Origin of the sequence: Streptococcus australis (assembly GCF_003943615.1) — a bacterium.
GTDB lineage: Bacteria > Bacillota > Bacilli > Lactobacillales > Streptococcaceae > Streptococcus > Streptococcus australis_C.
This window is the reverse complement of sequence record NZ_RJPZ01000005.1, coordinates 151,918-171,148: the sequence shown is the minus strand read 5'-3', so window position 1 is coordinate 171,148 and position 19,231 is coordinate 151,918. Positions and strand designations below refer to the sequence as shown.

Annotated in this window: 16 protein-coding genes and 1 pseudogene; 16 read left to right on the top strand and 1 reads right to left on the bottom strand. The window is 42.4% G+C overall.

Annotated elements, in window-relative coordinates:
• The 6 genes and pseudogenes from D8785_RS07185 to D8785_RS07160 all read left to right on the top strand — a co-directional run.
• Positions 1-633 (top strand): annotated as a pseudogene (locus D8785_RS07185) (exodeoxyribonuclease V subunit gamma); the annotation flags it as partial.
• 13 nt (positions 634-646) lie between these two features.
• The gene (locus D8785_RS07180; RefSeq protein WP_023023763.1) at positions 647-1,855 is read left to right on the top strand and encodes a restriction endonuclease subunit S; all 1,209 of its coding nucleotides are present in this window, start codon (positions 647-649) and stop codon (positions 1,853-1,855) included.
• Between the two features lie 9 nt (positions 1,856-1,864).
• Complete coding sequence (locus D8785_RS07175) at positions 1,865-3,721, top strand: AAA family ATPase (protein WP_023023762.1); 1,857 nt, start codon at positions 1,865-1,867, stop codon at positions 3,719-3,721.
• A 36-nt stretch (positions 3,722-3,757) separates the two neighbouring features.
• Positions 3,758-5,359, top strand: coding sequence for a type I restriction-modification system subunit M (locus tag D8785_RS07170; protein WP_023023761.1), 1,602 nt, complete (start codon positions 3,758-3,760; stop codon positions 5,357-5,359).
• 148 nt (positions 5,360-5,507) lie between these two features.
• Positions 5,508-6,359, top strand: coding sequence for a VOC family protein (locus tag D8785_RS07165; protein WP_125374965.1), 852 nt, complete (start codon positions 5,508-5,510; stop codon positions 6,357-6,359).
• 148 nt (positions 6,360-6,507) lie between these two features.
• Positions 6,508-7,047, top strand: coding sequence for an NADPH-dependent FMN reductase (locus D8785_RS07160; RefSeq protein WP_125374964.1), 540 nt, complete (start codon positions 6,508-6,510; stop codon positions 7,045-7,047).
• 477 nt (positions 7,048-7,524) lie between these two features.
• Here the strand turns inward: D8785_RS07160 and D8785_RS07150 are convergent, their stop codons facing one another.
• Positions 7,525-8,220: a VIT1/CCC1 transporter family protein gene (locus tag D8785_RS07150; protein ID WP_125374963.1), complete on the bottom strand. Its 696-nt coding sequence runs from the start codon at positions 8,218-8,220 to the stop codon at positions 7,525-7,527.
• 229 nt (positions 8,221-8,449) lie between these two features.
• Between D8785_RS07150 and D8785_RS07145 the strand changes: the two genes are divergently transcribed.
• The 10 genes from D8785_RS07145 (at position 8,450) to D8785_RS07100 (ending at position 19,219) form a co-directional block, all read left to right on the top strand.
• Positions 8,450-9,058 (top strand): hypothetical protein, encoded by a 609-nt coding sequence (locus D8785_RS07145; protein WP_023023754.1) that lies wholly within the window; start codon positions 8,450-8,452, stop codon positions 9,056-9,058.
• Between the two features lie 183 nt (positions 9,059-9,241).
• Positions 9,242-10,279, top strand: coding sequence for a M42 family metallopeptidase (locus tag D8785_RS07140; protein WP_125374962.1), 1,038 nt, complete (start codon positions 9,242-9,244; stop codon positions 10,277-10,279).
• A gap of 490 nt (positions 10,280-10,769) precedes the next feature.
• A complete protein-coding gene (gene trpE / locus D8785_RS07135; RefSeq protein ID WP_125374961.1) occupies positions 10,770-12,125 on the top strand; it encodes an anthranilate synthase component I in 1,356 nt (451 codons plus the stop codon).
• Complete coding sequence (locus tag D8785_RS07130; RefSeq protein ID WP_123159067.1) at positions 12,122-12,688, top strand: aminodeoxychorismate/anthranilate synthase component II; 567 nt, start codon at positions 12,122-12,124, stop codon at positions 12,686-12,688. The genes trpE and D8785_RS07130 overlap by 4 nt, the downstream gene beginning before the upstream one ends.
• Before the next feature lie 97 nt (positions 12,689-12,785).
• Complete coding sequence (trpD, locus tag D8785_RS07125) at positions 12,786-13,790, top strand: anthranilate phosphoribosyltransferase (RefSeq protein ID WP_123159068.1); 1,005 nt, start codon at positions 12,786-12,788, stop codon at positions 13,788-13,790.
• On the top strand, positions 13,787-14,554 hold the full coding sequence (trpC, locus tag D8785_RS07120; protein WP_125374960.1) for an indole-3-glycerol phosphate synthase TrpC: 768 nt from the start codon (positions 13,787-13,789) through the stop codon (positions 14,552-14,554). The genes trpD and trpC overlap by 4 nt, the downstream gene beginning before the upstream one ends.
• Positions 14,541-15,122 carry a phosphoribosylanthranilate isomerase gene (locus D8785_RS07115; protein WP_125374959.1) on the top strand — a complete coding sequence of 194 codons (582 nt, stop codon included), beginning with the start codon at positions 14,541-14,543 and terminating at the stop codon, positions 15,120-15,122. The genes trpC and D8785_RS07115 overlap by 14 nt, the downstream gene beginning before the upstream one ends.
• Positions 15,119-16,321 carry a tryptophan synthase subunit beta gene (gene trpB, locus D8785_RS07110; protein ID WP_125374958.1) on the top strand — a complete coding sequence of 401 codons (1,203 nt, stop codon included), beginning with the start codon at positions 15,119-15,121 and terminating at the stop codon, positions 16,319-16,321. Before D8785_RS07115 ends, trpB begins: the two co-directional genes overlap by 4 nt.
• A 2-nt stretch (positions 16,322-16,323) precedes the next feature.
• On the top strand, positions 16,324-17,109 hold the full coding sequence (gene trpA / locus D8785_RS07105) for a tryptophan synthase subunit alpha (protein WP_125374957.1): 786 nt from the start codon (positions 16,324-16,326) through the stop codon (positions 17,107-17,109).
• Between the two features lie 109 nt (positions 17,110-17,218).
• The gene (locus tag D8785_RS07100; RefSeq protein ID WP_125374956.1) at positions 17,219-19,219 is read left to right on the top strand and encodes a peptide ABC transporter substrate-binding protein; all 2,001 of its coding nucleotides are present in this window, start codon (positions 17,219-17,221) and stop codon (positions 19,217-19,219) included.
• The last annotated feature ends 12 nt before the right edge of the window (positions 19,220-19,231 follow it).

The window sequence follows — 19,231 nt, the reverse complement described above, 5'->3', positions numbered from 1 at the left end:
ATATTTCCTAAAGATAGTCCCGCTATAGTATTGGATAGACATGATGTTGACCAATTACTAGAGAAACACGTAAAATCAATTATTGATAATAAGAGTTATAAGTTTCGTAATATTTTAAAACCAAATAAATATATGCTTGCTTTACATGAAAATTATATCCGAAACGTGACTTTTTTAACTACTATTTTTAATAGAACAGAGGAACTATATCTTTATTTAAATAGTTGTAGCAGATTTAATTTTATTGAATTTGATAAAGAGATTAAAATTGCACATATTACTCAATTATTTCCGTTACTGGAAGAAAAAATTAGAGAACTTGCGAGACTGTCTGGTTATAATCCTTTTAAGATGCAAAAGAAGGAGTTTATGAATTACAGAGATCCAAGTTCAATTCTCAGAGAGATAATTACTGAAGTTTTTAATCTTACAGATAGCTTTGAGAATATTCCTGATTTGTTATTTGTCTATCATTTTATGTATAATAGTAATTCACTCAATATTCGAAATGAGTGTATACATGGTAGAGATTTTTTAAGTGGTGAAAGATTGATTCTAGCATTTAAAGTTACAATGTTATCCATCCAGATGATTGAGAATAGAATTAAATTAATTAAAGAAAATTCAAGATAAATGAGAATAATTTATGATAAAAGTAAATAAACCTAAAATAAGATTCAATGAATTTGAAAATATTTGGACTAAATCTAAATTAGGAGAATTATACGAAATTTATTCCGGGAACACTCCGTCACGATCTGATAGTAGGAATTATCAAAATGGAGAAATTCCATGGATAAAAACAACAGATTTAAATAATTCTATAATATGTTCTAATGAAGAAAAGATCTCAGTATATGGAGCAACAAAATTAAAAGTTTTACCTGAAAAGTCTGTATTGATAGCAATGTACGGTGGATTTAATCAAATTGGAAGAACAGGGTTACTAGCTTATCCTGCTACGATTAATCAAGCCCTAGCAGCTTTGATGCCGGTCAATGAGATTAATCCAAATTTTCTACTAAATTTTTTAAATTTTAAAAAGGAAAGCTGGAGAAATGTCGCTGCTAGTAGTAGAAAAGATCCCAACATTACAAAAAATGACGTAGAAAAATTTAAAATATCTTTTCCATCTCTAGACGAACAATCCGCAATCGGCTCTCTCTTCCGTACCCTCGACGATCTTCTTGCAAGCTACAAGGACAATCTCGCCAACTACCAATCCCTCAAGGCGACCATGCTTTCCAAAATGTTTCCAAAAGCTGGACAGACAGTCCCTGAGATTCGTTTGGATGGATTTGAAGGTGAGTGGGAGATAAAACGAGCAGATGAGATTTTTAAGTCTGTATCTGAGAAAAATAGGGCTTCATTACCTGTGCTATCGGCTTCTCAAATTGATGGTATGGTTTTGCGAGATGAAATTGGTATTGATATTAAATATGATGAAGCTACTCTCAATAACTACAAGGTAGTCAAACCAGGTCAGTTTGTGATTCATTTACGTTCTTTTCAAGGTGGTTTTGCTTTATCTAAATTAGAAGGAATAACCTCTCCTGCATACACAATTATTGATTTTATTGATAAATCAAATAACTTATCCGATTTTTGGAACTCAATTTTAACTTCAAGGGACTTTATAAAACGATTAGAGACAGTCACTTATGGAATTAGAGATGGGAAAAGTATCAGTTTTAAAGACTTTTCTAGCTTGAAATTTGTATTTCCAAATCTTGAAGAGCAACAAGCCATTGGCTCTTACTTCTCGAATCTCGATAACCTTATCGCTGCTCACCAAGAAAAAATTTTTCAGCTAGAAACTTTGAAAAAGAAACTCTTGCAGGATATGTTTATTTAAGGAGGAGTTATGTATAGTTCTAAAACAGATTTGATTGAAAAGTTAGAATCTGAAAAGAAAAGATTTCAAGATAATTTAAGTCAGATAGCTGATCATGAAAATGATTTATATAGTAGAGTAGATAATTATCTGTGCAAACTTATTTCTTTTATAAATGAAGAGATAGATGAAAAAGTTTTGTCTAATAATGTAACGGTAAGGTTCAAAACATTACGTGATAATTTGTTAGAAAGCATCTACAATTGTTTTGGTGGAGAAATTTATCTGTATGATTCTATATTTCCTGAAATTATATATAATTTCAAAGTACTTAAACTTTTCTCTTTCATTGCTAAAATAGATTCTACGACTGTTATTATAGGGGCTAATGGAGCAGGGAAAACTAGTCTTATTAATGAATTAAGAAAGAATAGTATAGATGAGATGTATGTCTTACCTGCTCAAAAACTATTGTATTTTGTGTCTAATACCCACAATCGTAATAGAATTACTAAAGAAAAATATATTCAAGATTTGAAAGAGGTGAATATTAAATATGACACGATTGAAATACAGACTCACCAGATTGAAGATGATTTTTCGGGCACTTTTACTAAACTGATAACACTGTGGGTAAAAGATTTTGCAAAAGTAATGACTGATAATGCTAGGGGAGTAGGAGAGGTGTCCATTGCTTTATTGGACAGAGTGGAGCAAATATGGAATCAAATTTTCCCAGAAATAACATTTTATCCTGAATCTGATGATAGAGTTTTAGAAGTTGTAAGAAATGGAGATAAATATAGTATAAATGGCCTTAGCGATGGGGAACGCTGTGTATTATTTTATATTGGTAACGTTCTTCTTGCTCCAGAAAATAGCTATATTGTTGTTGATGAACCTGAGACTTTCTTAAACGCTGCAGTCTATAATGAATTGTGGGATTTGCTAATATCAGAACGTCCTGACTGTCAATTCATTTTTGCTTCACATAACATGGACTTTGTTCAATCAAGAACTAATGCAACCTATATATGGTGTAATAAATTTGAAGCACCTTATGACTTCGATTATGAACAATTGGAAGAATCTCAAGAATTTCCTTTATCCATATTAGCAGAAGTTTCTGGTACAAGGAAACCAATACTATTTTGTGAGGGAACTAAAACGAGTATAGACTATCAGATTTATTCTAAACTATTCAGTGAATTTTGTTTTGTCAAACCAGTTCAAGGTCATAAACAGGTAATTCAACATACAAAAGCTTATAATAATTTACAACTTTTACATGGTAATACAGCATACGGAATTATAGACAATGACTGGATGAATGAAAGTAGTATTCAAGAGCAAAAAGAACAGAATATATTTGTTCTTCCATTCAATGAAGTAGAGATGATGCTTGTTGATGAAGCAGTCGTGAAGTCATGCTTACATTTTGATGATGAAAAAGAAAAACAACAAAAATTTGAAAACCTTCAACAAAGTATCATTGAATCTTGTAAAGAAAAGAAAGATAAAATAATAAGTATTGCCTTGAAAAAAAGAGTCGATGAATTTTTGGAAGGTAACTGTATTCAAAATAATAAACCTACTAAAGAGGATGTTGAAGAATTTTTTAAAAGTTTAGTAGATGAATTTGATGTATCTTCAACGGTTGATAATATAACTTCTATCGTTGAAGCAAGTTTGGCTTCATCTGATTTTTCAAGGATATTAAAGATTTGTAACCTAAAAAAAGAAATAATTGATTACAGAGGAAACACGGAAATAACTCCTAAGTTCAAAGAAAAAGCATTAAGTCGAATTACATTGGATAGTGATTTACAGAAAAAATTACGACAAAAATATTTTGAAGAATTAGAAATGAAACTATTGAAGCAATAGATAGATTTTTGAATTTATAAAAAAGAAAGAAACACTATGGAAACAACACAAACGTCCCAGTCGCTCTACCAAGCCCTGTGGAACTCAGCGGATGTTCTCCGCTCTAAGATGGATGCCAACGACTACAAGTCCTATCTTTTGGGCATGGTCTTTTATAAGTATTTGTCGGACAAGATGCTCTTTTTCGTGGCTGAGACTATGGAAGAGGGGACAGATAGCCTTGAGGATGCCCTTGAGGTCTATCGCAATTACTACGAGGATGCGGATACCCATGAGGATCTGGTCTCTGTCATGAACGACGAGCTCAACTATATCATCAAGCCAGACTTGACCTTTACGGCTCTGGTAGCACGTGTCAATGAAGGGACTTTCCAGCTGGAAGATCTGGCTCAAGGTTTTCGTGATATCGAGCAGAGTGACGACCTCTATGAAAATCTCTTTGAAGATATTGATCTCTACTCTAAAAAGCTAGGGGCAACTCCGCAAAAGCAAAACCAAACGGTGGCTGCAGTCATGAAGGAGTTGGCTGTGCTAGATGTAGCTGGTCATGCTGGTGATATGTTGGGGGATGCCTATGAGTATCTGATCGGTCAGTTTGCGACCGACTCAGGTAAGAAAGCTGGTGAGTTTTATACACCTCAGCCTGTTGCCAAGCTCATGACTCAGATTGCCTTTTTAGGTCGTGAGGATCAGGAAGGCTTTACCATCTACGATGCCACCATGGGATCGGGATCGCTCTTGCTCAATGCCAAGAAGTTTTCTCACCAGCCTCAAACGGTCCAGTACTTTGGTCAAGAGCTCAATACCTCAACCTATAACCTGGCTCGGATGAACATGATCCTACACGGGGTTCCGGTGGAAAACCAGTTCCTACACAATGCGGATACGCTGGATGAAGACTGGCCGACCCAGGAGCCGACCAACTTTGATGGGGTCCTCATGAACCCACCATACTCAGCTAAGTGGTCTGCAAGCTCTGGCTTCCTCCAGGATCCACGCTTCTCCCCATTTGGTAAGCTTGCGCCTCAGTCTAAGGCAGACTTCGCCTTTCTCTTGCACGGTTACTATCACTTGAAACAAGACAATGGTGTGATGGCCATCGTCCTTCCTCACGGGGTTCTTTTCCGTGGCAATGCTGAAGGAACCATTCGTAAGGCTTTGCTGGAAGAAGGGGCCATTGATACCGTGATAGGTCTACCTGCCAATATCTTCTTCAATACTAGCATCCCAACGACGGTCATCATTCTCAAAAAGAATCGGACCAATCGGGACGTTTACTTTATCGATGCTTCTAAGGAATTTGACAAGGGCAAGAACCAGAACATCATGACGGATGCCCATATCGAGAAGATTCTCAACGCTTATAAGAACAGAGAAGACATGGATAAGTTTGCCCATCTGGCTAGCTTTGAGGAAATCGTCGAGAATGACTACAACCTCAATATTCCACGCTATGTGGATACCTTTGAGGAAGAAGAAGTAGAACCACTGACAGATATCGTGGCTAAGATCAACCAAACCAACGCCACTATTGAGAGTCAGACAGCATCTCTCTTAGACATGCTCAGCCAACTTCATGGAACGACACCAGAAGCCGATGCTGAACTCAAGAAATTTGTCGAGGAGTTTAAGGGCTAGTTCTTCATCACATTTAACATACCATTCCCTCCTTAGTTTTCTAAGGAGGGTTTTCTGTCGAGTTGTTTTTCTTGCTTCTTTGGAAAAAGGGTGTATAATGATGTAATACAAAAAGTTACAACAAGACGAAATCAAAAAGGAGATACCGATGACCTACGCCTACAATAGCAAGATTTACTTGGCAGAAACAGCGCTAAATGTGAAGGATCTGGCGCGCCAGACTGCTTTTTACACCCAAATTCTGGGGTTGGAGATGTTGTCTCAGTCGAAGGATGAAGTCCTTCTTGGGGCTGGAGATAAACCCTTGGTGCGTCTCATCCATACGGATCGGACTGAGGCTCTTAAGGATAGCTATGGTCTCTATCACATGGCCATTCTCCTACCTAGTCGAGAAGACTTGGCGGATGTCTTCAAGCATATGGCTGAGCTGAAGGTTCCCTTTGTCGGAGCTGCGGACCATGGCTACAGTGAAGCCCTCTATCTCGAGGATCCAGAGGGCAATGGCATCGAGCTCTACCGGGGTAAGCCAGTGTCGGAGTGGGATATCCGTGAGGATGGGCGCATCATCGGGGTGACAGAAGAACTCTCTGCTCAAGAGATCTATGAAATGGAGCGCAAGGTGGAGCCCTTCCAGATAGCGTCCGATACCCGCATGGGACATATCCACCTCTCCGTAAGGGATAGCAGGGCAGCGTCCATCTTTTACCAAAAGGTGCTGGAATTAGCTGATAAGTTCACTCTTCCATCTGCCAGCTGGATTGCCTCTGGAGACTACCACCATCACTTTGCAGTCAATGAGTGGGCTGGCAAGCACTTGGCCAAACGAGAAGCTCACCTTCCTGGACTCGCCTATTACGTCATCCAAGTAGAAAAGAAAGAAGACTTGGTTGCCATCGCAGAGCGAGCAAAAGAGCAGGAGGCAGCTGTCAACTGGTTGACCTCAAGCGAACTCGAGTTTACAGACCCAGATGGGATTGTAACCCGGGTTAGAAAGGGTTAGAAACCTTGATAAATTTGTCTTTTTGAGAGAAAAAATAAAAAAATAGTAAGAATTAGTAATATTCAAGATGTAATTCTTGACTCTACATCTGGGTCGTGTAGAATAGTACTTGTAATAAATAATCTTACAACAGAAAGAAGAAACATCTATGAAAAACATTTTATTTATCGTCGGATCTCTTCGTCAAGGATCTTTCAACCTCCAAATGGCTAAGAAAGCAGAAAGCCTTCTTGAAGGAAAAGCAACAGTGACTTACTTGGACTACAAGGATATCCCGATGATGAACCAGGATTTGGAAATGCCAACCTTGCCAGCAGTGCAAGCGGCGCGTGATACAGTCCTTGCTGCAGACGCCATCTGGATCTTCTCACCAGTCTATAACTTTGCCATTCCAGGTGTGGTGAAAAACTTGATCGACTGGCTCAGCCGTTCCCTTGATCTTTCAGAAACTCGTGGCCCATCTGCCCTTCAAGACAAGATCGTAACAGTCTCTTCAGTTGCTAATGCTGGACACGAGCCAATGTTTGCAGCCTACCAATCCCTCTTACCATTCGTTCGTACCCAAGTAGTGGGAGACTTCACAGGAACAACCGTTAACCCAGAAGCCTGGGCAACAGGCGAATTGGTCTTGACAGACGAAGCAATCGCAGGCTTAGAAAAACAAGCCCAAGCTTTATTGGAAGCATAAGAAAAGAGAGTGGGACAGAAATCGGACATTCGTTAGAATTCGATTTCGTCGTCCCACCTCCGCACAGTTGAATAGGGCTGTAAAAGCTGCTGAAATCAGCGTAGTAGAGCCCACTCAACCACTGCGTCTTGCTCGACAATCCAAAGACAATTGAGAGGCTAGGACTTTTGTCCCAGCCTCTTAGAATGTGGGCAAACTACTTTTTGCATAGACTATCTAGATGATTCATTAAAATAATGACTTTTATTTTTAGTCATTTAAGAAGAACAAAAACTTTCCGCTGTGAGAAAAGTGCCTGAAACGTAATTGTTTCAGGCACTCGGGAGTTTTGGAACCTTAGGTCCAAAACTAAGTCATGGAACTTCCTGGATTGCTGAAATCATCCACTGGATAATTTCACCTAACCTCCGTACTCACCTAAGGAAAGTTTTTTTGAAGATTTTATCTTCAATAGCTGAGACAGAAGTCTCAGCTTTTTTAGATATTAAACAATTGTCCGAAAAGATAGGTTACACCCATGGTAAGTAGTCCAATGACCAAGTTACGGATCATGGCTTGCTTGGTTGGGGCTTTTCCTAGCTTGGCGCTGGTGTAGCCAGTAAAGAGAAGGGAAAGGGCTACGATGATCACCGTTGTGGGGATTCGGATTTCTTTGGGAAAGAGAAGGATGGACAGCATGGGAGGAAGAGATCCTAGGACGAAGGCAACGAAGCTAGACATAGCCGCATGCCATGGATTGGTAAACTCTTCAAACTCCAGGCCATACTTTTCTTCCACCAAGGCCTTGAGAGGGTGTTTGAGAAAGGCCCGCTCGGTCATGATTTGAGCAGCTGTTTCGCATTCCCCATTTTGAATATAGGCTGCATAGAGGGAGTCGCGTGCAGCTTTTGGATCGTGGTCCAAAAGGGCTTGTTCTCGACTCACAGCAGCTTCTTCTGTATCCTTTTGGGTCGATACAGACACGTATTCACCACCTGCCATAGAGAAGGCACCAGCTAGAATTGCAGAAAGGCCAGATAGAAAGATGATCCAGAGGTTACTGGTCGCACTGGCAACCCCAATGACAACTCCAGCGATTGAGATAATGCCATCATTGGCACCTAGCACTCCAGCCCGTAAGATATTTAAGCGGTCGTTAAAAGAGGCATCAACCCCATGTTTTGTTTCAGTCATACTTGTCTCCTAATTTCTTATTTAGAATGATTATAATTAAATATTTATCAGTTTGCAAGTCTTTTGTCCCAAATGATAAAAGTCCGACAATTTAAGAAAAATCTAATGACCATTTAGACCTGAATTCATCCTAAGGTAAGAGAGGGAAATATAGATATTATAGTGTTTTGACATTCGAAATAATTTTAGATATAATTTACAAAAGCAAAATTATTTATAGGAGAGAACCATGAAAAAATTAGTCGCAAGTGGAATCACTTTGCTTTCAGTCTTGACCTTGGTCGCATGTTCGGGAAATCAAACTGCAAAACCAGAGGCTTCTTCAGAGAAATCTTCTAGCAAGGTGGAAAAGAAATCTTCTTCCTCTAAGAAAACTTCCTCATCTAAGAAGAAATCATTTTCTTCAAAGAAATTTGAGTTGACGGATGATACAAGTAGCTCTTCCAGCCAGTCTTCATCAGGCTCTGGCGCTCAAGCAACAGCTCCAGAAGTTGTTTTGGTAACAGATCAAGAAATTGAAAATGCGAAAACAATCGGTGATATCAAGGGACTTTATGCAAAACTAGCTGAAAATTATAAGAAGCATGCCAATGAATTGGGAGAAAAGTTGCCAAAATCTGAACAAGAATCTTACTTCAAGACCTTGGAACCTGGTATCAAAAAGATGGATGAAGAGTTGGCTTCTGTGAATGAAACACTGACTCAATTTGGAGATGATACAACGCTTTTCCCAGAAGAGCACCGTGCAGCCTTTATTGAGGCCTTCAAAGCAACCCGTGATACGATGACAAATGCTTTGGTAACTGCTTATAAGTTTGTTGGAGGTTTGACTAGCTAATCCTCTATCTTCTCTGTCGGAACTTAGTTTCTGTAGCTATAGATTGGATCAAGATCAAAAGTAAGAAAAGAGTCAGCAGATTGCAATTTCCATCTGCGGACTCTTTTTTGCTGTCTTGCTTTGCTAGTCTTTTAGAGTCAGTCGTGCTATAATCGTACTAGCAGATTATTGAAGGAGAAGTTCATGAATCAAACAGTCGAATATCTAAAAGAACTCACAGCCATTGCATCACCGACGGGCTTTACAGAAGAAGTGGCAGCCTATTTAGTGAAAACCTTGACAGAGATAGGCTACAGTCCTATCCGTACAGCTAAGGGAGGTGTGACAGTTGTCCTCAAGGGTGAAAATGACGAACAACACCGCTATATCACAGCCCATGTGGATACGCTTGGAGCGATCGTGCGGGCAGTCAAGCCAGATGGCCGTCTCAAACTGGATCGCATCGGTGGCTTCCCTTGGAACATGATCGAAGGGGAAAACTGTACTGTCCATGTAGCCAATACTGGTAAGACCCACTCGGGTACTATCCTTGTCCACCAAACCTCTTGCCATGTTTATAAGGATGCGGGAACTGTGGAGCGGACTCAGGACAATATGGAAGTGCGCTTGGATGAAAAAGTAACCAATGAAAAAGAAACGCGTGACTTGGGGATTGAAGTGGGAGACTTTATCAGTTTTGATGCTCGGACCATTGTCACGGATACAGGCTTTATCAAGTCTCGTCACTTGGATGACAAGGTCAGCGCTGCTATCTTGCTCAACCTCTTGCGCCTCTATAAGGAAGAAGGCGTGACTCTTCCAGTGACGACTCACTTTGCCTTTTCTGTCTTTGAAGAAGTTGGGCATGGCGCTAACTCTAGCATCCCGGCTCAAGCTGTCGAATACTTGGCGGTGGACATGGGGGCGATGGGAGATGACCAGCAGACAGACGAATACACGGTTTCTATCTGTGTCAAAGATGCTTCGGGTCCTTACCACTATGGTTTCCGCCAGCACTTGGTAGCCTTGGCCAAGGAGCAAAACATCCCTTACAAACTGGACATCTATCCTTTCTATGGTTCTGATGCCTCCGCAGCCATGAGCGCAGGAGCAGAAGTCAAGCATGGTCTTCTCGGAGCAGGGATCGAGTCTAGCCACTCTTATGAGCGGACCCATGTGGATTCTGTGGTAGCGACAGAACGCATGGTCGATGCCTATCTCAAGAGTGACTTGGTGAAATAAGGGTTATTTTCAAATTTAAAACTCGGATTGAATCTGCCTGGCCAAGCTGCCTAGGCAGATTTTTTAGGATAAACTGTCAAAAAATTCTTGACAAGCCTAAAAAATGTAGTAAAATATGTAGTAAATCAGAAAGTAACTAGTCTAAGATTTTCAGGGAGCCTGCGGCTATTGTGAGCAGGTAGTCGGAGTTAGTGAACATTGGGCTGATTGTTTAGAGTAGGAGAAGATAACACATATTCTTCTCGGTAGGCACCCCTTATCGTGCAACTCCTTGTTAGAGGAGATAGAGATAATGGTCGCTTTCTACCCTTTTTGACCATTAACTGAGGTGGTACCGTGTTAAATCCGATTTAATGCCCTCACAGAGTTTTACTCTGTGAGGTTTTTTGTATTCTTTTGAAGTTGGTCTAGTTGTTAACTTTGAAGAGTATTGGATATGATTGGATCAGGACTTGCATGGCTTCGTCCTTAGGAAAAGAAAGGAATTCCTATGAAAAAAATTTTACCAGCTGATACCTTAACCCCCATCCTAGCCTACATGCGTGTCCAAGGAGACCATAAGGTGATCCTTGAGTCTATCCCGCGTGAGAAGGAGAATGCCCGCTTTTCTATCGTGGCCTACAATCCAGTCTTTGAGGTGACCTATCAGGATGGAATCTTATATGAGAATGGCAAGGTGCTGGAGCAAGATCCTTTTGACTACCTCCATCAGGTAACGGTCAAGGGGTTGACATCTGATCTTCCTTTTGCCGGAGGGGCTATCGGTTTTGCGGGCTATGATATGATCGGAGTCTATGAGGAGATTGGAAGGATTCCTCAGGATACCATCGGGACACCAGACATGCATTTTTTCATCTACGAATCCTATTTGATCTTTGACCACAAGAAGGAAAAAGTCTATGTGGTGGAGGACAATATCTACTCTGGTCGGAGCAATGATGCGGTCCGCCAATCACTGGGAAAAGTGGTGACTGATCTGCAAACTCAAGCGCCAAATGAGTTCACCCCTCAGGCCTTGCAGGCCCTGCACTTCAGTAACTACATCGAAAAAGAAGTCTTTATGGAGATGGTGGCCAAGGCCAAGAAGCTGATCCGAGAAGGTGATATGTTCCAGTGTGTCCTCAGTCAACGCTTCTCAGCAGACTTCGAAGGAGATCCCTTGGATTATTACCGAAATTTACGCGTGACCAACCCATCCAACTATCTCTATTTCTACGACTTTGGCGACTACCAGATCATTGGGGCTAGTCCGGAAAGCCTGGTATCGGTGAAAAAAGGAGAGGTGACCACCAATCCGATAGCTGGAACCCGTCCTCGTGGGACGACGGAGGAAGAGGACCAAGCCTTGGCTCATGAACTCCTTCACGATGTCAAGGAAACAGCTGAGCACCGCATGCTGGTGGATCTGGGACGAAATGATATCGGGAAAATCGCCCAAAACGGAACGGTCGAGGTGACCAGGTATATGGAAGTGGAGTATTTCCGTTATGTTATGCATCTGACCAGTGTGGTCAAGGGACAACTCCTGCCTCACTTAACAGCTCTAGATGCTTTGAAAGCTACACTACCAGCTGGAACAGTCTCTGGGGCTCCTAAGATCCGGGCCATGCGTCGGATCTATGAGTTGGAAGAGGAAAAACGTGGGGTCTATGCGGGTGCGATCGGCTACCTCTCCGCTACAGGGGATATGGACTTTGCCATTGCCATCCGGACCATGATCCTCAAAAATCAAAAGGCCTATGTCCAAGCTGGAGCAGGGATTGTCTACGACAGTGTTCCGGAGAATGAATTTTACGAAACGATTAACAAGGCAAAATCAATGACAAGAATAGGAGATGTTCAATGATTTTATTAGTGGATAATTATGATTCCTTCACCTATAATTTGGCCCAATATCTGGGAACATTTACAGAGGTTGAGGTCTTGCGAAATGATGATGAACGCTTGTATGAGCAGGCGGAGTTGGCAGATGCCCTTGTCTTTTCACCAGGTCCAGGCTGGCCGGCAGATGCTGGGAAAATGGAAGCCATGATCAAGGACTTCGCTGGTAAAAAGCCCATGTTAGGGATTTGTCTTGGTCATCAGGCTCTGGCAGAAACATTTGGCGGCAAGTTGCGCTTGGCTAAGAATGTCATGCATGGGAAACAAAGTCAGATCATCTTTGAAACACCTTCACCAATTTTTGAGGATATTGACAATGAAGTCCCCATCATGCGTTACCATTCGATCGTCGTTGATCAAATGCCAGAAGAATTTGAGGTCACGGCCATTACTACGGACGACCAAGAAATCATGGCCATTCAACACAAGAGTCTGCCTATCTACGGGCTTCAATACCATCCTGAGAGTATCGGTAGTCCAGATGGCCTAAAAATGATTGAAAATTTTGTGAAGCTAGTCCTAGACTAGACCGGTAGTACTAAGCAGATAGAATACCGAATAAACCTGTAGTACTAAGCAGATAGAATACCGAATAAACCTGTAGAAAAGACAAGAGGAACTCCTTATGAAAGAACTATTCTTACAAATCTCTAATCGCCAAGACTTGACCCAAGAGCAAGTCCAAGAAGTCTTTGATCAAATCTTGCAGAACCAACTATCAGAAAGTCAAATCGCTGCCTTTTTGATGGGACTCAAAACCAAGGGAGAAACAGCGGACGAAATTACGGGGATTGTACGCGCCTTAAAGGCCCATGCGACGGTTTTACCCGAGACCTTTTCAGATGCCATGTGTAACTGTGGGACTGGTGGCGATCAATCCTATAGCTTTAACATTTCGACGACGGTTTGCTTTGTTCTGGCTGCTGGAGGGATCCGCATGGCCAAGGCCGGCAATCGCTCTGTTTCTTCTAAGTCAGGATCTGCGGATGTCCTAGAAGCGCTTGGCATCAACGTAGCTGCTTCGCCAGAAACCCTCTCTAAAGCTTTGGACGAGGTTGGTTTGGCCTTTATCTTTGCTCAGACCATGCATCCAGCTATGCGCTTCATTGGCCCAGCTCGTCAAGCTATGGGGATTCCAACGATCATGAACCTGGTCGGCCCTCTGGCGAATCCGCTGGACCTAGAAACGCAACTCATGGGTCTCTATCGTGCCGAATTGCAAGAAATTGTCGCCCGTGCTATCCAACAGTTGGGACGCAAACGTGCAGTGGTCATCACAGGTCCTGACAATATGGACGAAGCGGCTCTCTATGGGACCAATACCTACACCCTGCTAGAAGATGGGAACATCAGCCAGCATACCTTTACCTATGAAGATATGGGGATGGAAAAGGTGGAGCTATCCGAAATTACAGGTGGTGATGCCAAGGAAAATGCTGCGATTCTCCTCAGTGTCTTGAAGAATGAAGCCAGCCCTTATCTGGAAACGACGGTTCTCAACGCTGGTCTGGGCTTCTTTACTAATGGGAAAGTCGCAACGATCAAAGAAGGTGTAGAGTTGGCGCGCCAATTGATAGCGGATGGTTCTGCCCTTGCTAAATTGCAACACTTACAAGAGGTTCAAGTATGAGTAAAGCCTTTCTACCTACAATCTTAGAACAAAAAGAAAAAGAAGTGGCTCAAATGGTCATGGAAGACCTCCAACCTCTCCGTCAGACCTACCGTCTCTATGATTTTCTCAAGAGCCATCAAGAGCACTTACAAATCATCGCCGAGGTGAAGAAAGCCAGTCCTAGTATGGGGGATATCAATCTGGATGTGGATATTGTCGCCCAAGCTAAGACCTATGAAGAAAATGGGGCAGCCATGATCTCGGTCTTGACGGACCAAGTCTTCTTTAAGGGGGATCTAGACTATCTTCGTGAGATTTCTTCCCAGGTGACGATTCCAACTTTGGCCAAAGATTTTATCATTGATGAGAAACAGATCGTCCGCTCTCGCAATGCGGGAGCTACGGTCATTCTTTTGATTGTCGCAGCCCTGCCAGAAGCCCGGCTCAAAGAACTCTATGACTTTGCGACGGGACTTGGTCTGGAGGTTCTTGTAGAAACCCATAACTTACCTGAACTCGAAATAGCCCATCGGATCGGAGCTGACATCATCGGGGTTAACAACCGGAATCTCGTCACCTTTGAAACGGATCTGAATACCAGTCTTGAATTGTCTACGCATTTCAAAGACCAGCCCGTTTATATATCTGAGTCCGCTATTTTTAATGGGGCAGATGCAGGCCTTGTCGCTCCCTACTTTAATGGGATCTTGGTAGGAACTGCTCTCATGACAGTAGGGGATGTAGCAGAAAAGGTCAAGGAGTTACAAATTGACAAAGGTTAAAATATGTGGCCTGTCTACAGTGGAAGCAGTGGAGACAGCTGTCCTAGCAGGCGCAGACTATATCGGCTTTGTATTCGCTGAGAGCAAGCGGCAAGTCAGTCTAGAGCAAGCCCAGGAATTGGCAAAACGGGTGACTGGCAAGACCAAAATTGTTGGAGTCTTTGTCTCACCGAGTCTAGAAGACTTGGAACAAGCGATTGGTCAGGTTCCCTTAGACATGGTTCAGATTCATGGAACTTTTGATGAAGTTCTGATTCCATTGATTTCAGTTCCCGTCATTCGAGCGATCCAGCTCAGTGATCAGGAAGCCCAAGTAAGCAGCCAGGCAGATTATCTGCTCTTTGATGCTCCAGTAGCTGGGAGTGGTCAAACCTTTGATTGGGACTTGCTGAAAGATCAGAAGATCCAGCAGGACTTCTTTATAGCAGGTGGCTTAACAGTGGACAATGTCCACCAAGCTAGAGAGACCTTTCAGCCATATGCGCTAGATGTCTCTTCAGGAGTCGAAACGGACGGTCGCAAAGATATAGAAAAGATAAAAGCATTTATAGAAGGAGCGAAAGCATGAACTATCAACTACCGGATGAAAAAGGATTTTATGGAAAATTTGGAGGACAGTTTGTTCCAGAAACCCTGATGACAGCCGTGATTGAACTCGATAAGGCTTATAGGGAAGCCAAAGCAGATCCAAGCTTTCAAGCGGAATTGGATGACTTGCTCAAGAATTATGTGGGACGGGAGACTCCACTTTACCATGCCAAAAGTCTTTCTAAGCACATCGGTGGAGCACAAATCTACCTGAAACGGGAAGACCTCAACCACACAGGGGCTCACAAGATTAACAATGCCCTTGGGCAGGTCTTGCTGGCTAAACGGATGGGCAAGAAGAAGATCATCGCAGAGACAGGGGCTGGTCAACACGGGGTAGCGACTGCGACGGCTGCGGCTCTCTTCGAGATGGAGTGTACCATCTACATGGGAGAAGAAGATGTTAAACGCCAAGCCCTCAACGTCTTTCGGATGGAGCTCTTGGGAGCAAAAGTTCATAGTGTAACAGACGGGTCGCGCGTGCTGAAAGATGCGGTCAATGCGGCCCTTCGTGCATGGGTAGCTGGTATTGATGATACCCACTACATCATGGGATCTGCCCTCGGACCAGCTCCCTTCCCAGAGATTGTTCGAGATTTTCAATCTGTTATTGGTAAGGAAGCGAAACGTCAGTTTGCAGAGGTCTCAGGTGGAAAACTTCCTGACGCGGTCCTAGCTTGTATCGGTGGGGGTTCCAATGCCATTGGCATGTTCTATCCCTTCGTAGAAGATGAGTCTGTAGCTATGTACGGAGCAGAGGCGTCTGGCCTTGGTTTGAATACGGACAAACATGCAGCTACCTTTGCCAAAGGTCGTCCAGGAATTCTTCACGGAGCCTTGATGGAAGTGCTTCAAGATGCCCATGGACAAATCATGGAAGCTTTCTCCATCTCTGCTGGTTTGGATTATCCTGGTGTGGGTCCAGAGCATTGCTATTTCAATGAAATTGGCCGGGCAACCTATGATGCGATCACGGATGAAGAAGCCCTAGAAGGATTTCAGTTGCTTTCTCGTTTGGAAGGGATTATTCCAGCCTTGGAGTCCAGTCATGCTATCGCTCTAGCGCAAAAAGTCGCAGCAGAAATGACTCCAGACCAAACGATCATCGTCTGCCTATCTGGTCGTGGAGACAAGGATGTCATGCAGGTCAAAGAACGGTTTGAAGCAGAAGGGAAGTAGAAATGACAAAAACACTAACAGAGCATTTACAAGCCATCAAAGATGGTAAGCGTGGGATCTTCGTGCCTTACATTATGGCGGGGGATCACGAGCAGGGATTGGATGGCCTATTTGATACCATCCAGCTCTTGGAAGAAAGTGGAGCATCGGCTATTGAAGTGGGTATTCCTTGGTCTGATCCTGTAGCGGATGGGCCAGTCATCGAAATGGCTGGGCAACGCAGTTTAGCGAAGGGCGTGACCTTAACAGCTATTGTGAAAAAACTCCAAGAGCAAGAGACCAAGATTCCTCTCGTCATCATGACCTATATCAACCCGGTCTACCAATATGGGATAGAAGCCTTTATAAAAGAGTTAGCTTCTACCTCAGTCAAAGGTTTGATCATTCCGGACCTGCCAAATGAGCATGCGGATATGATTGCCCCTTACTTGAAAGAGAGTGACATTGCCCTCGTTCCCTTGGTCAGCTTGACCACAGGTATCAAACGCCAGAAGACTTTGATCCAAGAAGCAGAAGGCTTTATCTATGCGGTAGCCATCAATGGGGTGACTGGAAAAATGGGGAACTACCGGGATGACTTGGATCAGCACTTGGCGACCTTGAGAGACTTGGCCACTATTCCAGTACTGACAGGTTTTGGAGTCTCCACTAAGGAAGATATTCAACGTTTTAATCAGGTATCTGATGGTGTCATCGTCGGATCGAAAATTGTTCGAGACCTTCATGAGGGCAAAACCAGCGATGTCAAGGACTTTGTAGACTATGGTTCCCACTTTAATAAATGCTAAGGATAAGAAAAATTACAAAATTTAATAAATTTTCAGAAAATTACTTCTCTTCTGAAAATCTTTGTGGTATAATCTTAGGACAACCTTAAAAATTTATTAGGAGTAAACAATGAAAAAAAGAAATGTCATTGCTCTTGCAGGAGTAGCTCTTCTTTCAGCAGGTATTCTTGCAGCATGTTCTGGTGGTTCTAAATCATCTAGCTCTAGTTCAAAATCAAGTGAAGCAGGTCAAAAGTTCTCTTATGTCTATGAGACAGAACCTGAAAACTTGAACTACATCACATCTGGTAAAGCTGCAACCCACGAAATCACAGGAAACTTGATTGATGGATTGTTTGAAAACGACAAGTATGGGAATTTGATTCCTTCACTTGCTAAAGACTGGACAGTTTCAAAAGATGGCTTGACTTATACTTACAAACTTCGTGAAGATGCCAAATGGTATGATTCAGAAGGGGAAGAGTATGCGGACGTGACAGCTCATGACTTCGTTGCAGGGATCAAATATGCTGCTGACCACAAGTCTGAAATGCTCTACATCATTCAAAACTCCATCAAGGGCTTGAATGATTATGTTGAAGGTAAGACTTCAGACTTCAAAAATGTAGGTATTAAAGCGGTTGATGACCATACACTTCAAATCACTTTGAACCAGGCAGAGCCTTTCTGGAATTCTAAGTTGACTCTTGGGATCACTTTCCCAATCAACGAGAAGTTCGTAGAATCTAAAGGAGATAAATTTGCCCAAGCAAGTGATACTAGCTCTCTTCTTTACAATGGTCCATACATCTTGAAGAGCTTCACTTCTAAATCATCTATCGAGATGAGCAAGAATGAAAACTACTGGGATAAGGACAATGTTCACATCACAGATGTTAAGCTCGAATACTATGATGGTCAAGACCAAAGTAAATTGGCGAACTCATTTGAGGACAATGCTCTTAGCCTTGCTAAATTGTTCCCAACAGGACCTGGATTCACAGACCAAGCTAAGAAGTTTAAAGATGAAATCATCTACACTCCACAAGATGCCAGCACCTTCGTTATCGGTGTCAATATCGATCGTCAGTCATACAAGTACACTTCAAAAACAACTGATGAAGAAAAATCATCTACTAAGAAAGCTCTTTTGAACAAAGACTTCCGTCAAGCGATCAGCTTTGCCTTTGACCGTGAAGCCTATGCTGCCCAAGCAAATGGTAAAGATGGAGCAAGCAAACTGATCCGTAACTTGTACATCCCACCTACATTCGTTCAAGCAGATGGCAAGACCTTCGGTGAGATGGTTAAATCTGAGTTGGTGACTTATGGAGACGAGTGGAAAGATGCAAATCTTGACGATGGTCAAAATGGTCTTTACAACGCAAAACAAGCCAAAGAAGAGTTTGCGAAAGCGAAATCTGCACTTGAAGCAGATGGTGTGAAATTCCCAATCCACTTGGATATGCCAGTAGACCAAACGACTCCATCTAAGGTTCAACGTGCTCAATCTTTCAAACAATCAGTTGAAAGCTCACTTGGAAAAGAAAACGTCGTTGTCGATATCCATATGGTATCCAAAGAAGATCTCTTGAACGTAACCCTCTTTGCTGCTAAAGCAGAAGACGAAGACTGGGATATCTCAGATAACGTTGGATGGAGCCCTGACTATCAAGACCCATCAACTTACCTTGATATCTTGAAAGCATCTTCTGGTGAAAATACTCGTACCTTCCTTGGATTTGACCCAAGTGAAAACAATGAGGCAGCTAAGAAAGTTGGTTTGTACGACTTTGAGAAGATGGTAACAGAAGCAGGAGCTGAAACACAAGACCTCAATAAACGTTATGAGAAATATGCTGCAGCTCAAGCTTGGTTGACAGATAGTGCTTTGGTCATCCCAACAACTTCTAAGACAGGTCGTCCATTCTTGACTCGTGTTGTACCATTCTCAGCACCATTTGGCTGGACTGGTGGTAAAGGGAAAGACAACGTTGTCTACAAAGGTATGGAACTTCAAGACAAGGCTGTAACAACCGAAGACTACAACAAAGCTCTTGAAAAATGGAAGAAAGACCAAGTAGAGTCTAACCAAAAAGCTCAAGAAGAATTAAAAGATCACGTGAAATAAATATCTTTTGAT